Annotated in this window: 12 protein-coding genes; 6 read left to right on the top strand and 6 right to left on the bottom strand. The window is 36.9% G+C overall.

Features of this window, described 5'->3' with window-relative positions; genetic code table 11:
- Positions 1 to 23: 23 nt before the first annotated feature.
- Together RI845_RS10135 and RI845_RS10130 are read right to left on the bottom strand one after the other, a co-directional pair.
- Positions 24 to 299: an HU family DNA-binding protein gene (locus tag RI845_RS10135; RefSeq protein ID WP_348386062.1), complete on the bottom strand. Its 276-nt coding sequence runs from the start codon at positions 297 to 299 to the stop codon at positions 24 to 26.
- A gap of 242 nt (positions 300 to 541) precedes the next feature.
- Positions 542 to 1327: an alpha/beta fold hydrolase gene (locus RI845_RS10130; protein WP_348386061.1), complete on the bottom strand. Its 786-nt coding sequence runs from the start codon at positions 1325 to 1327 to the stop codon at positions 542 to 544.
- Positions 1328 to 1638: 311 nt separating this feature from the next.
- On the opposite strand from RI845_RS10130, the gene RI845_RS10125 reads away from it, so the two are divergent.
- The 3 genes from RI845_RS10125 to RI845_RS10115 all read left to right on the top strand — a co-directional run bounded on the left by RI845_RS10125 (position 1639) and on the right by RI845_RS10115 (position 4046).
- Complete coding sequence (locus RI845_RS10125; RefSeq protein WP_348386060.1) at positions 1639 to 2193, top strand: TrmH family RNA methyltransferase; 555 nt, start codon at positions 1639 to 1641, stop codon at positions 2191 to 2193.
- A gap of 7 nt (positions 2194 to 2200) precedes the next feature.
- Complete coding sequence (locus RI845_RS10120; protein WP_348386059.1) at positions 2201 to 2650, top strand: SMI1/KNR4 family protein; 450 nt, start codon at positions 2201 to 2203, stop codon at positions 2648 to 2650.
- Between the two features lie 82 nt (positions 2651 to 2732).
- Positions 2733 to 4046: a DEAD/DEAH box helicase gene (locus RI845_RS10115; protein WP_348386058.1), complete on the top strand. Its 1314-nt coding sequence runs from the start codon at positions 2733 to 2735 to the stop codon at positions 4044 to 4046.
- A gap of 125 nt (positions 4047 to 4171) precedes the next feature.
- Here RI845_RS10115 and RI845_RS10110 read toward each other — a convergent pair whose 3' ends face one another.
- Positions 4172 to 4939 carry a hypothetical protein gene (locus RI845_RS10110; RefSeq protein WP_348386057.1) on the bottom strand — a complete coding sequence of 256 codons (768 nt, stop codon included), beginning with the start codon at positions 4937 to 4939 and terminating at the stop codon, positions 4172 to 4174.
- A gap of 231 nt (positions 4940 to 5170) precedes the next feature.
- Entirely contained in the window at positions 5171 to 5965 is a 795-nt protein-coding gene (locus RI845_RS18845) for a hypothetical protein (protein WP_348386056.1), read from the bottom strand.
- A 480-nt stretch (positions 5966 to 6445) separates the two neighbouring features.
- Here RI845_RS18845 and RI845_RS10100 point away from each other — a divergent pair, with 480 nt between their 5' ends.
- Genes RI845_RS10100 through RI845_RS10090 form a run of 3 tightly spaced genes read left to right on the top strand, consistent with a single transcriptional unit; the run spans position 6446 to position 10699 of the window.
- On the top strand, positions 6446 to 7075 hold the full coding sequence (locus tag RI845_RS10100; protein ID WP_348386055.1) for a paraquat-inducible protein A: 630 nt from the start codon (positions 6446 to 6448) through the stop codon (positions 7073 to 7075).
- Complete coding sequence (locus RI845_RS10095) at positions 7068 to 7688, top strand: paraquat-inducible protein A (RefSeq protein ID WP_348386054.1); 621 nt, start codon at positions 7068 to 7070, stop codon at positions 7686 to 7688. Before RI845_RS10100 ends, RI845_RS10095 begins: the two co-directional genes overlap by 8 nt.
- Positions 7685 to 10699, top strand: coding sequence for an MlaD family protein (locus tag RI845_RS10090; RefSeq protein WP_348386053.1), 3015 nt, complete (start codon positions 7685 to 7687; stop codon positions 10697 to 10699). Before RI845_RS10095 ends, RI845_RS10090 begins: the two co-directional genes overlap by 4 nt.
- A 109-nt stretch (positions 10700 to 10808) precedes the next feature.
- Here RI845_RS10090 and RI845_RS10085 read toward each other — a convergent pair whose 3' ends face one another.
- Together RI845_RS10085 and RI845_RS10080 are read right to left on the bottom strand one after the other, a co-directional pair.
- The gene (locus RI845_RS10085) at positions 10809 to 13943 is read right to left on the bottom strand and encodes an efflux RND transporter permease subunit (protein WP_348386052.1); all 3135 of its coding nucleotides are present in this window, start codon (positions 13941 to 13943) and stop codon (positions 10809 to 10811) included.
- 3 nt (positions 13944 to 13946) lie between these two features.
- The gene (locus RI845_RS10080; protein WP_348386051.1) at positions 13947 to 15059 is read right to left on the bottom strand and encodes an efflux RND transporter periplasmic adaptor subunit; all 1113 of its coding nucleotides are present in this window, start codon (positions 15057 to 15059) and stop codon (positions 13947 to 13949) included.
- Positions 15060 to 15106 lie beyond the last annotated feature (47 nt).

Raw genomic sequence — 15106 nt, 5'->3', positions numbered from 1 at the left:
TAGATTTCTTATAAAAGCTTTAATTAGCTGTTACAAGCATCTTTTAAAGACTTACCAGCTTTGAAGCCAGGAGCTTTAGATGCAGCAATTTGAATTTCTGCACCAGTTTGTGGGTTACGGCCAGTACGAGCAGCACGGTCGCTAACTTTAAATGTACCAAAACCTACAAGTGCAACGTCACCGCCACTTGCTAACTCAGCAGTAACAGATTCGATTAGAGTATCTAATGCACGACCAGCTGAAGCTTTAGAAAGGTCTGCGCCTTCAGCGATTTTTGAAATCAATTCACTTTTATTCATTGTTTTTATTCCTTGTTGAATAATTAAAAAAAGTAACACTACTAAAATATATAATTATTAGCGAAGCAGAATCACTAACACTATAAAACACCACTTCTACAGCAAGATCAATAGTTTTTTTAAAAGAATTCAATATTTCTTAAAAATTGACCTTATTTTGCACTAAATCTAGTGATAGAGCGCTCTGAAGCGGCAATGTGATATTCAAAACAAACAAATTTTCTAATTGTTGAAAAAATTTATCACCAATTCTTGACCAATTTATCTATTAGCTTTGCGGTTTTGTCAGGCTGTTCTAATGGAAACATATGCCCACCATTTTCAAACATTTTCAGTTCTATCTGATTCAGTTTTGCGAAACGTTCGAAATAACGGATCGGTATAACATTGGTTTTTTCACCATAGATCAGCGCGGCAGGAACGTTAAGTTTATTTTTAAACTTAAATAAATTGCATGGTAAATGTTTAAAGATGTCAGCTTCTACATCAGGAGAAAATGTTAATTCTAAGCGTTTGTTCCTAATGGTTACTGCACTATCAACATAATCTTGCAAACAACGAGGATCAAAATCTTTAAATAACTGTTTTCGGGCGAAGTTATTAACTAGGTTGGTATTTACCGGCCAATGACGACGACGAGTTTTTGCTTTTCCTGCGGGTGATATCTTATCAATAATAGGGGTTTTTTTAGCCAAATTTATTAACCAATAAAGGCGTCCTGTAAACACTGGAGGATCTAGCATAATTAAGCCCCTAAACAGCTCAGGGTGACGGCAAGCAGCAAGGAAAGAAATTACACCGCCAAAAGAATGACCGACACAGATAACTTTTTCGTCTTGCTTTCTGATGAAATCGACAAGTTCATTGACCAGATATTGCCAATTGTTATGGATTGGATAATTACCATCATGGCCAAACTGCTCGTGTGCAATAGTCGTATAATTCGAAGAAAATGCTTTTAAAAATGTTCGGTAACTACCTGCTGGAAAGCCATTTGCATGGACAAAGTTGAGTAGGGGCTTTGACATAAAAAATCTCTAATTGGAATATTTAACGGTAAAATTCAAACGGCCGTTTAAATTTATTATGCAGGGTATTATAGTTAATTGAAAGGTTTAACTCATTGATATTGTCGCTATTTTGAAATAATCACCTTGAGGCCTACGTTGAATAGCAATAACGTTAAATTAGTTTCGCTATAATTCATTTGATCTTAGCCTGATAAAACTGCACAATCCTCGGCTGATTTTCATCGTTCTATAAACGTAGAAAAAGATGGGTAAGATTTATTTAATTAGAACCCAAATAGCAATATTAATGCGTAACAAAAGTAGAAATCATGCATTCAAAAATACAACTTAGTAAAGATGAACTTAGAAAAAACAAACCATCACGAGATGAATATTTAAATAAGCCCAAAATACCTTTGGTTCTGGTATTAGATAACATAACTAACAGCTACAATATTGGTGCTTTGATCCGTTTGGCTGATGCTTTTTCAATTGAAAAAATTATTATCTGCGGTGAGCTAACTATCTCTGATAAGAAGTTTAATAAAGCTTCTAGAAATGAAGCTAAATGGGTTTGTATTGAATATAGTGATAGCACCACAGCAAGCGTACAAACCTTATTAGAAAATGATTATACGATATATAGCGTTGAGCTATGCCAGAAATCTGTCGATTATAGTACTGTTACTTACCCATCGCGTTGTGCTTTAGTATTAGGTAATGAACGAAAGGGTGTAAGTGAAGCCGTATTGAAATTAAGTCATCATCAAGTACACATCCCAATGTTTGGTATGGGTAACTCTTTAAATGTTTCAACTGCTGGTGCTATTGTATTGGCTGAATGTGCTAATACCATTAGAAAACAGTTATCAGTAAAGGAGTGATTTATAAATGAATAGCATTGATCTCTTTGTAAAAAATTGGGGTAGTAAACATGCTATGGTGCCACTAGCAAATCATGACATCTTAGAGCTTGAATCAAAGTTTAATGCATACTTACCTGATTCATATAAATATTTACTATCTAAATACGGTCTGGTCCACACTCCAAATGTATTAACTAAAATCTGTGACTTAGGTGTCGATATTAGCGAAGTTCAAGACTTTTTAAGCCTTGATGATGTATTTTCTCTATCAAAATTATATGAAATGACTGGCATGCCAAAGGGGCATGTTTTGTTTGCATCTGACTGTAAAGGAAATATGTTTTGTTTCAAACTTACCGATTGTGTAAGTGAGCAAGCAGATATACCGGTATGGTTTTTTAACCATGATACGCGCACGGTAACTAAAGTATCCAATACTTTCATTGAATGGCTGGAACAGTTCAATGAACTTTAATGTTTAATCGATTTAACTAACTTAATCAGGCATAAGTACGCTAAAATAGTGTGATATTAATTAGCTTGAGCCCTTTATATTAATGAGCATTGTCACACAAACGGCCACAACGCCTGTGAATTTTACCGAACTAGGCCTTATTCCACCCCTGTTGGCTAGATTAACTGAGCTGGAATATAATCAGCCAACGCCTATTCAATCGCAAGCTATCCCAAGTGTATTAAAGGGACGTGACTTAATTGCAGGGGCAAATACCGGCTCAGGTAAAACCGCTACCTTTGCATTGCCTATGTTGCAACACCTTTTTATGCAACAACAGTCTGAAAAAACGTTAAGTAGCAAAAGCCGTAAAGGTAACTTTGTTGCGGGATTAATTTTGGTGCCTACCCGTGAACTCGCTAAGCAAGTTGCTGACAACATTAAATCTTATGCTGTGCATTTTAACGGCGCAATTAAAACGGTTGCGGTTTTTGGTGGTGTATCAGCGAATACTCAAATGCTCGCATTACGTGGCGGAACAGATATTTTAGTCGCTACACCCGGTCGATTACTCGATTTGATTTCAAGTAATGCTATTAAGCTTGATAGGGTTAAAACCTTAGTACTTGATGAAGCAGATCGAATGCTAAGCCTGGGTTTTTCAGAAGAGCTCTCAGAGCTGTTAGGATTATTGCCAAAGCAGAAACAAACGTTATTATTTTCAGCAACATTTCCTGAGCAAGTACAGGTTTTAACCAAAGAATTGCTAACCGAGCCGGTTGAAATTCAATTGCAAAGTAGCGACGCTAGTACCTTAGTACAGCGAGTTTTTACTGTAAATAAAGGGGAAAAAACAGCCGTTTTAGCGCATTTGATTATTCAGCATCAATGGCGACAAGTACTTATTTTTGTCAATGCCAAAAATAGTTGTAATCACTTAGCTGAGAAACTCTCTAAACGTGGAATTACCGCAGAAGTGTTTCATGGTGATAAAGGCCAGGGCGCTCGTAGTCGTTTGCTTGACGCGTTTAAAACCGGCGAGATTGAAGTGTTAATTGCAACTGATATTGCTGCCCGTGGCCTAGACATAGAAAAACTGCCTGTAGTGATTAATTTTGACTTGCCAAGAAGCCCACTAGATTACATGCACCGTATTGGCCGAAGTGGCCGTGCAGGTGAAGTTGGCTTAGCATTATCGCTTATTGACCATGAAGATTATCATCATTTCAAAATAATCGAAAAGAAGAACAAAATACGCCTTGAACGTGAGCAAGTAGAAGGTTTTGAAGCCGATGAGGTTAAAAACACCGACGACAATAAACCGATGGCAAAGCCTGAAGGTAGTGGTAAGAAAAAACGCAAAAAGAAAGCACCGGTTAATGCAGATATTTGGGCGGGTTTTACTGATTCTGAATAAAAAACAAATCTAACAAAAATATAAAGCCGCATATAAATAATGCGGCTTTTTTTCGCTTAATAATAATTACTTATAAGAAAAAGTGAGTAGGTCACTCTTAAAGATATTACAGACTTAGGTCTGCTTTAGAAATCATAGACTAAACCAAGCAATGGACCATGAGTAACCGTATCGTACTTAAAGTAACCTTGTTGACCTGAAGTACCGTCTTCGTAATCTACCCATGTCGCTTTGTAACGCATATCTAATGATAAAGATTCAGTCATTCGGTAAATAATACCGGCTTGCATGGAATAAGTTACATCAGCACTAACACCAAAACCACCAATGTCACCATGAAGTACCATGGTCGATTTAGACGTTATATGAACTAAAACTCGCATACCTACTATTGGATCAACCCAGTCCTCTTCAATATTACGTTCAATATCAATAGGTAAAACCGCTGATTTGATGTGAACGTCAATATCATTATCCCACCAACGAAAACCAATAAATGAATCAACAAAAACATTAGGATAATGTTTTCTCTTTATCACTAAACCCTCAAGTACACCTTGGCGTACTCCTGCATCAACAAAGCCTCCGGCATCTGAGTTTACTTTGCCTTGTAAGTCCATAAAACCATAGTCTAAGGCTAAACCCCAACCTGATTTATGATGCGCTTCAAAATGGAGCATGCCGGCCATTTCAAGATTTTCTAGTATGGTATCAAAATCTACTTTAATATCAGGTGAATCAACAACGCCAATGCCCGCATCACCTTCAATGGTTGTGGCTAACGCGTAGGGCTCTAATTGGAATGTCCAGTCATCGGCTATGGCGTTATTTGAAAAGATCAGAAAGCCAAAAAATGCAGGTACTACTATTCGTCTAAAAAAATTGAAATTCATTATATCCCTTTGTTTTTAAGTTATTTTAATTGTATAAAACAAATTATAGTTACGTTTTAAAAATATGTGGAATATTGTAGTTATAAATAGATGTGCTTAAAGTCTAGAGATCATTAATGAAATAGGCTTATATATTTTTAGCAAAAAAAATCCCAACTCATATTCCTATGTGTTGGGAGTTAATCGGTCCAATAATGAATAATTATTGTTCTTTAGCTATATGCAAAACGATTATTTTTTAGATGATGCTTTTTTCTTTGCTGGTTTAGCCGCTGCAGGTTTAGCTACTGCAGGTTTAGCTACTGCAGGTTTAGCTACTGCAGGTTTAGCCGCTGCAGGTTTAGCCGCTGCTGGTTTAGCTACTGCAGGTTTAGCCGCTGCTGGTTTAGCTACAGCTGGTTTAGCCGCTGCAGGTTTAGCTGCTGCTGGTTTAGCCGCTGCAGGTTTAGCTGCTGGTTTAGCTACTGCTGGTTTAGTTGCTGCTGGTTTAGCTGCTGCTGGTTTAGCTACTGCTGGTTTAGCTACTGGAGCTTTTTCTGACTTTACAACAACCGGTTCAACTTTTTCAGCTTTAACCGCTTGTTTTAGTAGTTTGTTAGGAATTTCAGTCACTTTGTCTGTAGCTGTTTTGATGGCATTAAGAGCAGGTTCAGTGATTTTACTGACTGAGTTTAAAACTGAATCATCAATCGCAACAACAACTTGTTCGGTTGGATTACCAATGCGTGAAAATATTTCTTCTACATTCTTTAATGCCTGGTCGCTTGAGCTGTTCACTGTGTCATAAGCTCTTTTTTCCATGCTTTCAGCTTGTTCAAAAGCTTTATTCATAATAGAGTTTGCTTGTTGACGACCTTCAACAATTGAATAAATACCAGATTGCATAACTGAGCGGTTACATTCAATGCTTTTTTGTAATACGTTTTGGCTAGAGCTTAATAAAGTATCTACTAAGCCTTTATTGGTTTTTAGTAATTGTTGTGCAATTGCTGATAACTCTTTTGTGTTTAATAAATCTAAAATCATTTTCTACCTCTATGACAGTTAGCGTTTTATAGTTTTAATAACTAATTTTTTATGGTGATATAGCGATGTTATTGGATAAAAATAGAGTAAAGTAACTAGAAATGAGTTTAAGTGAATATCTTGCTCATATTGCAGAGTGTTAATTTTAAAAATGCTCGCCTAACTTCACTTTTAGTTTGATAGATTAAAACTCCTGACATATAACGAAATCCGTTGAAACCGCACTGCTCTATTGCATTGTTCTGTATATTTAAAAGTTTGCTCTAAAAAATTTAACGATAAAACTAATGTCTAAATAGAAATGTTGTATTAGAGGCAACCTCTAGATTAAATATGAAATCTAAACTAAGCTAAATTAAATCAGCTTGTTACAAGTATTTATGGTGTTAGCTATTGTCGATTGGGGAGTTATAAATCCCTTGATGAAAGTTATTAACGCGCTATACCTATTAGACACTAACCCTTACAGGCATTTTAACAGTGACAGTAGTGCTACAAAAAGAGAACATGATTGCGTGCCATCAATGTGACACGTTGTTTACCATGCCTAACATTATTGCTGGCCAAGAGGTGATATGCACCTGTTGCGGCTCAACTTTATTTGTACGTAAAAAAGATCATATTAACCGTACTCTTGCTGTGTCATCTGCCGGTCTTTTGTTTTTTATTCCCGCTATGGTACTACCAATCATTGGCGTAGGAGTTTCCTCAGCAGGTATATACAATGATGCCTCATTAATTGATTGCATAACGTTAATGATTAACAGTGGCTATTATATTATTGCATTTGCAGTATTTATCTTCGCTATAGCAGTACCTTTAGTTCGATTGTCTTCGGCTTTTTATATATCGATATGTATAAAATATAATTGGTTAAGACCATCACTGTTCACCTTTTTTCGTTCCCATCATATGTTAGATACTTGGACAATGATCCATGTGTTTTTTATGGGGCTCATTGTTTCAATGTATAAGCTCACTTCATTAGCTGAACTCAGTGTCGATAAAGGTCTTGTTAGCTTAGTGTTGCTTTTACTGTGCTCTACACTTGTTTCTATTACCATGGACCAACACAGTATTTGGGAAAAATTGGAGCAAGAATTTGGCTAATAAAGCAATGACAGCAAGCTTGGGAAGTTGTCCCAGATGTCATAAACTTAATGTGATGAAGTCTGACAAACAAAGATGCTCTCGATGTCACTTTCATTTTCATCTTCGTAAACCTAACAGTATGCAGTTTACCTTGGCTTGGACCATCGCTGCGTTAATTATGTTCATTCCCGCAAACACATACCCAATGATGGTGTTTTATTCCTTTGGTAACCCCGATGCCTCAACGATCTTGCAAGGTATCGCTATTTTTATCCAATTGGGCATGTTACCGGTTGCTGTGATCATTTTTATTGCAAGTTTTATTGTGCCTTTAGGAAAGATTATCGGCCTGTTTGTATTGATGTATAACGTAAAAAGAAAAGACAAAGTTAACCTAAAACAACAAGGGAAACTTTATCATTTAGTTGAGTTTTTAGGACCATGGTCAATGCTGGATGTATTTGTCGTAGCTATCATGGCAGCAGTGGTAAATTTAGGTTTTATTACCAGTATAGAAGCCGATAGCGGCATTACTTATTTTAGCCTTATGGTGATCTTTACCATGTTTGCGGCGGAGAGTTTTGACCCTCGTTTATTATGGGATAATAAAAAAGTGGATAATAACAAATGACAAAAGACATTGCTGAAGAAGAGTTTGAAGCAAAAGTAAGGGAACGAAAGGGAATTTCTGCAGTTTGGTTGGTACCTGTAATTGCCTTACTTTTTGGACTCTGGTTAATTATTAGTGCCGTAGCTGACCGTGGGGTTTTTGTTACTGTCGAATTTGACAATGCCAGTGGTATTGTCGTTGGCAAAACAGAAGTAAGATATAAAGGGCTTACCGCAGGTGTCGTTAAAAGTATTGAAGTTTCCCCCGATCTGAATAGTGTAATTGCAACAATTGAAATGGTTTCAAGCACAAAAGATATGCTTACCGAGCAAGCATTGTTTTGGTACGTCACTGCCGATGTTTCCTTTCAAGGTGTTACCGGCTTAGATACATTGTTATCAGGGAGTTATATTAACTTTCAGCCAGATTTTGATCAAAAGGGCAACACCCAAAGTCATTTTATTGGTTTAAGCGAGGAGCCGCCACTGGATAAAACCACACCAGGTTTGCATTTAACATTGGAAACTAAGGCTCTGGGCTCTATCGCTAAAAACTCACCAATCACTTTTAAACAGATCACCGTTGGTTACGTAACCGCATATAAATATGATGAAGTGGCAGAACTCGTTAAAATTAATGTTTTCATTGAGCCGGAATATAAACACTTAGTGAAAGAAAATTCTCGTTTTTGGAATGCAAGTGGCGTTAATATTTCTGGCTCTGTAACCTCGGGTGTTAAAATTAAAACGGAATCTCTTGCCTCTATCATTGCCGGAGGAATAGCGTTCGACAACGTAAGTTATGAATCGGAGAAAGCCCCAGCACAAAACGACCAAAAATATACTTTATACCCTGATTATCAAACGGCCGATATGGGCCATGAAATAACGCTATTGTTGAATTGGGACTCTGGCATAGACAGTTCGGCAAAAATTATGTATCACGGCTTCACCCTAGGCGGTATCGATAAGTTTATCAGGATAGATGGGGATTCGAGAACCATAATTGCAACAGCCAAAGTGGATCCAAGAGTGATCCCTTATTTAAATGATGAAACCCAGCTTTATGTTGTCGCTCCTCGAGTTGAATTGGGTGCAAGTACAAGTATGAGCCATCTAATAGGTGGGGCATATATAAGTATCAGAGCATCGGCATCAGGAAACCCACAATCAACCTTTAAAGTGTTAGATGAAAAACCCGCCTATAAATATAATGAACCAGGGCTGCATTTGGTTTTACAAACAGAAGATGTAACATCAATTAAACGTGGTACCACTATTTTTCATAAAGAACAAAGTGTAGGTAGTGTACAAGCAGTTGAAAATACCGGACCTGGTGAGTTTTTAGTCCATATTCATATTAAACCTGAATTTCAGGACCATGTGTCAAAAGACAGTCGATTTTGGAATTCTAGTGGTTTTAGAATAAGTGGCGGTTTACAGAGCTTTGAAGTACAGGCTCAATCTATACAATCCATTCTAGCAGGTGGAATCGCTTTCGATTCAGGAACTAGTGAGACATACCAATTGCCAGACAATGGCAGTAAATTCAAACTTTATCAAAATATCGATGAGGCACAGCAACGACTTCAATTTAAGTTATTTACGGCTTACGTTAACGGTGTGAGTAATAAAACTAAAATTATTTTTAGAGGCGAGACTATCGGTTCAGTACATCAAGTCACGAAAGATAAAAGTGGCGCGACTTTAACCGTTGGAATATTACCTGAGCACAATTATATTCTAAAACAACATACAAAGTTTTGGTTGGTTAAACCCGAATTGAGTTTGTCTGGCTTTACTGATATTCAAGCGTTATTTGGTGGTCCGTACATCAGCCTTATTGTTGGTGATGGTGATCCTGAAGATCAATTTGTTCTGTCTACTGAATCTCCAGCTAAGCATCATAGTTCATCTGGATTACAGTTAACTCTTACTACCAATGAAAATGCAGCAGTAGTGCCCGGAAGTTCGATTAGCTACCGGGGAATTAGTGTCGGGCAAGTTGATAACGTAACTCTTAATAAAAACAACCTGAATAAAGAAATAAACATTACAGTTGATGAAGAATATCGTAATTTAATCAGTAGTTTTACTCGTTTTTATAATGTTAGTGGCGTGACCGCAAGTGGCGGTATTAGTAACTTTAGTATTAAAACAGAATCCGTTGATACTATCTTGCGAGGCGGTATTAGTTTTTACAATTCAGACCAAAAAACCGAAGGTGTATTAGCAAAAGAAGGGCAGGTGTTTAGCTTATTCAATCATATAGAGCACGCAAAATCCGCCGGGTTAGCCATATCTATTTATTTTGATGATATTGACGGAGTTCACAAAAATTTAAAAATAAAATATAAAAGCCAAGATGTTGGTATTGTCGAACACCTCATATTTGATGATGATAAAGAGGGCGTTACTGTCATTGGCTATTTAAATGACTTAGGTAAAAGCTTTGCTGTTAGCGATAGCCAGTTTTGGTTGGCTAGAAGTGAATTAGGCTTAGTTGGTAACAAAAATATAAACGCACTTTTAACAAGTGGCTTTATCGGTATACTGCCTGGTGAAAGTGATAAATCTCAAAGTGAATTTGTTGCCAATCATATTGCTCCTGCGACAGAGAGACTTTCTTATGGTTTAAACATTAAGTTAACTGCTGATCGATTAGGCTCAGTTCGAGTTGGTAATCCTGTTTTATATCGCCAAATCCAAGTAGGAAAAGTTATTGGTGTTGACTTGGCCCCATTGGCTAATAAAGTTCATATCTTTATTAATATTGCCCCTAGATATACCCCTTTGATTAGCACTCAAAGTAAATTTTGGAATACAAGCGGTTTTAATATTGACGCTGGGGTGTTTTCAGGCGTTTCAATTGAGTCTGAGTCTATTGAAACACTGGTAAGTGGTGGTATTGCATTCGCTACGCCGGAAATGTCCGACAGTGAAACTTTGCCGGCTGAGTTTATATTCTCTCTACATGAACGATTCGAACAAGATTGGTTGGATTGGCAGCCTGAAATAAATCTAAGTAATTAATATCTGGTTGTTTTATTGGTCAAACAAGAACGTAGAGTAGACAATATAGAAGTTTAAATAAAAAAAGGGATCTAATAGATCCCTTTTTTGATGAATTCATTATTAGACGTTATTCTAATGAACCTTCCGCTTCAATATCGGCTAGTGGGCGGTATTTTATTCTATACATCAGCATATAAAATACTGGTACTGCAAATAATATTAAGAAGGTAGCAACCGCTAAACCAACCATCATAGATGCCGCCATTGCTTTAAAGAAGGCATCTTGTAATAGTGGGATCATTCCTAATATTGCAGCTATAGCAGTTAATGAAACTGGACGAACCCTTGATACCGCGCCATCAAAAATAGCTTTGTAATCTTCGGCTCCTTTGCCTTGATAAATACTAATTTGATCTATCAATACTATACCATTACGACACATCATACCGGTCAAACTTAACGCACCAAGTAGGGCCATAAACGTAAATGGCATATCAAATAATAGCAAACCACCAACAACACCTATGATTGATAACGGTACAACAAACCATATTACCAAACCTTTTTTAAGCGAGTTAAATAGTAAAACAGTTAATAGAAACATAGCCAGATAGCCTGCAGGAATGGTAGATAATACATTCTTTTTGGCATCAGTACTTTTCTCATGCTTTCCGCCCCAAGCCATTGTATAACCAACAGGTAACTCTGTTTCAAATTGCTCGAAATCAGCAACCATTTCATTTCTAACTGTTGCGGCAGTAATGTTTTTAGTCACATCATAATCGGCCATTGCGGTAATTGTACGCATTCTGTCGCGACGTAAAATATAGGCATCTTCAAATGTGATATCAAAGCCATCCACAACTTGTGAGATTTGTACATAATCTTGTTTAGCTGGGCTGAAAATATTCAATTGCCCCAGGTTTTCAAGTGATAATCGCTCACTTTCAGGTGGTCTACTTACCACTGGCATCATCTTAGTACCTTCTTTATAAAGTCCTATTGTTGTACCAGAGAAGTTTTGACGAATAGCTTCATCAAGTTGCTTTTTACTAATACCTAAACGTCGACCATTTATTTCATTGTAAAGAGGACGTATAACTTTAGATCGAGCCATCCAATCGTCTCTTACAGCTTCAGTACCAGGCGTAGCACGCATAATAGTTTTAGCTTTTTCAGAAAGTTGACGTAACACAAGTGGGTCGGCACCGGTAATACGTACTTCGACGGCACCTTTAGGTTGCGGTCCAACTGAGAAACGTTTCAAGTTAAGAGTTAATTCCGGGAATCTTTCAACAGCTTCCTTTTTAATTGTAGCAATTGTTGGTACTACATCGTCTGGCGTTTCAACCATAACTAGAATGTTTGCATAGTTATCAAAATGCTTTTCTGGGGCATAAGCTAACATAAAACGTACGTGCCCTCCGCCTACAGCAGAAGTGGCTTGTGTAACTTTTTCCATCTCTAGTAGGTAGTTTTCAATCGCTTTAACTTTATCTTCCATAGTGCGAATGTCAGTACCATACCCGTCCCATACATCGATTTGAAATTGTTTTACCGTAGATGCTGGGAAGAATTCTGGTTTAACAAGTTTAAAACTTTTAGCAGAAACGACTAAGGCAAGGATCATAACAATCGTAAATATCCACGGAAAACGCATACAAACATTCAGCATTGATTTAAATGATCTGAAAACTATGCCTCCGTACGGGTCGTGCTCTTGCTCATCATGGCCATCAAATTCGCCATCTTTGTACAACAAATCACAAAAGAATGGCGTTATTGTTACTGCCGTTACCCAGCTTAAGAATAATGAAAAGTTCAATACCCAGAATAACGAGCCTACAATCTCACCGGTTGAATCTGGAGATAGACCAATAGGAGCAAAGGCAAGTACTGCTATAACAGTGGCAATTAATAATGGATATTGAGTTTGTTTTACAATAGCAATCATCGAATCCCATTTAGAGTTGCCTTTTTCCATTCCTATAATAAGGCCTTCGACAATAACGATGGCATTATCAATCAACATGCCCAGAGCAATAATTAATGCTCCTAATGAAATCCGTTGTAACTGAATACCTTTCATTTCCATTAAAATAAAAGTACCAGAAATTGTTACAACTAAAATAAAGCTGATTAATAAGCCAGCTTTTCGGCCCATTGTGAATAACAACACAAAGAAAATAATGACACAGGCTTCCAGTAAGTTTCCTAAAAAGCCTTTTACTGATTTATCTACTTGCGCTGGTTGGTTGTAAACAAATTCATAGTCGATACCAATAGGGCGCATTTCTTCGAGTTCGGTTAACCTTTCTTGAACACGTTTACCAACGGTAACCACATTTACTCCAGGAGCAAATGAAATACCAAAACTTATCGCTTCTTGTCCATTTAAAGATATTACTTTTGTTGGCTTATCTTTAAAGCCTTTATAAACATTAGCAACATCTGATAAGTAAACTAAATTTGAAGACCCTAACGGGCTTAATACTGTATTTTTTAAGTCTTCAATAGTTTGATATTCACCTGTTGGGCTAAAACGTACCATCTCTTCGCCAATATGGATATCACCGGCATTAGAGACTACATTCTGGTTAGCAAGCGCTAATGATATTGCATCGACTGTTATGCCTTGATTTGCAACTTTAGCACGGTCAATTTCGATAAATATTTGCTCTTGAGCTTCACCACTTATCGCAACTTTACCAACACCGTCGACAATAAGAATTTCACGTTTTAAATAATCTGCATACTCTTTAATTTTACCTAAGTTATGACCATCACCTTTAATTTGCAGCATCATACCGTAAACATCACCAAAATCATCATTGATCATTGGGGTTGAAGCACCTTTAGGTAAGAGATGTTGAACGTCAGAAATCTTTCTGCGCATGTCATCCCACACTTGTTGTACGTTTTCAGGTGTGACAGTTTTAGGAATTCTAAAATCAATTTGAGAAAAGCCATTACTTGACCATGAGGCAATATAATCTACCTGTTTCATGTTTTGTAATGCACTTTCTAAAACATGCGTTACTTCCTCTTCTACTTGCTGGGCAGAAGCACCAGGGTATAAGGTAACAATTACTGAATTTTTAATAGTAAAGTTAGGATCTTCTAACTGACCTAATTCAAAGAAATGTAGTATTCCTCCAAATAACAGAATGATGGTAATCATCCAGCTCACTAGTGAATTCTTCATTGAGAAAGCGGCTATTCCACCACCTGTTCGGGTTTGTTGTAAATTAGTGGCAGTCATGGCTTAAATACCTCGCTCTTTAATCCACTCTCTAACTTTAGTGTCATCGACTATAGAATTTACACCGGCAGCAACAATCACATCACCCGGTTTTAAACCTGTTGTAACTTGCATTCCTTTACTGCTTAAACCATTAACGGTTATTAATTGCTTGCTAACTCGCATTGTTTCTTGATTCACTTTCCAAACAGCGAACTGTTTATCTTCAGGATTAGTTTCTGCAGGCGAAAATACAGCCTCAATAGGCACTAGAGAATATGTGTCAATGTTAGAAATAACATGGTCTAATTCAATTTTTACATTTGCAGTCATACCTGGAGCTAAGTAAACGCCTTCAGGTTTATCCATGTGTAAAACAACTGTGTAAGAGCGTGAACGTGGGTCTGGTTGATTATCAATTTCTTTAAAAGTAGCTCTAAACTCTTTATCTTTAAGTATTTCTGATGAGGTGAATATTACTGCAGGCTTATATGATTTAGAGCCTTGGGATACTCGGCTAAGAATCGCTTCAGGTAGTTGGAAACTAACATCGATACCGTCTTCATCATGTAATACAAAGGCAGTATTATTTGCTTTTACTGCTTCATGATTTTGCACGTCTTTACTTGAAATCTTGCCATCATAAGGGGCTCTTAGAACTGTATATGTTAGGTTGTTTTCAGCATTTTCTAAATTAACTTTAGCTAAAATCATTTGAGCTTCTGCTTCATCAAATTGAGCTTGAGAGGTCAACTCTAACGACAACATACGTTTAAAACGCTGGAATGTTTTTTCGGCTAAATTATATTGTGCTTTCGCTGTTGCAACGTTAACTTTAAAATCAGTTGGGTCCATTTTAGCAATAACATCACCTTTCTTTACTAATGAACCTGCTACAACATTTACTTCAATTAATTCACCACCTACACGAAACGCTAATTCTGTTTCATTCGATGCTTTAATTAGAGCGGGAAAGTTCTGTTCAAAACTACTTGTATGATCATTAACGGTATAAAGTGTTGCTGGACGAACCAAATCTTTTACTTGTTCAATTTCAGGTTTTGAACAACCAACCAGGAACATGATAGGTAATAGAATGGCTGTATTGAAATAAGCATTTCTGTTTAATGTTTTCATATGTATATCCAATAAAATTAATAAATAATTTTTAAATTTGCATTGGA

The sequence above is a fragment of the Thalassotalea nanhaiensis genome, assembly GCF_031583575.1.
GTDB lineage: Bacteria > Pseudomonadota > Gammaproteobacteria > Enterobacterales > Alteromonadaceae > Thalassotalea_A > Thalassotalea_A nanhaiensis.
The sequence above is the reverse complement of the archived record's forward strand: the minus strand, read 5'-3'. Positions and strand labels throughout refer to the sequence as shown.